This window comes from Campylobacter sp. S4:11, assembly GCF_024723695.1.
Taxonomy (GTDB): domain Bacteria; phylum Campylobacterota; class Campylobacteria; order Campylobacterales; family Campylobacteraceae; genus Campylobacter_D; species Campylobacter_D jejuni_C.
Map to the genome: position 1 here is coordinate 1 of NZ_JANQDC010000127.1, position 251 is coordinate 251.

Annotated in this window: 1 pseudogene; it reads right to left on the reverse strand. The window is 31.5% G+C overall.

Annotated features, from left to right (window positions below):
- Positions 1-231: pseudogene (locus CAMP5053_RS08530) on the reverse strand (hypothetical protein); the annotation flags it as partial.
- Positions 232-251 lie beyond the last annotated feature (20 nt).

Below are 251 nucleotides of genomic sequence, written 5' to 3' on the forward strand. Positions count from 1 at the left end.
AACATAAACTTCATTACCTTGCAAGTTTATATTACCTGCTTTAATTATTCCAAATTTAACGTCATTGTGTTCTTTATCCCAATTAGTATCAGCATCTAATACTACTTTATTACCTTGCAATAAAAGACTATTTGCTGTGATATTACCCATATTAACTACATTGCCACCATTTGGTTTAAACACTGGAGAGAAGGTATTATAAGCAAGTTTTCCATCTGCAAAATCTTGCATACTTTTACTATCCATCGACG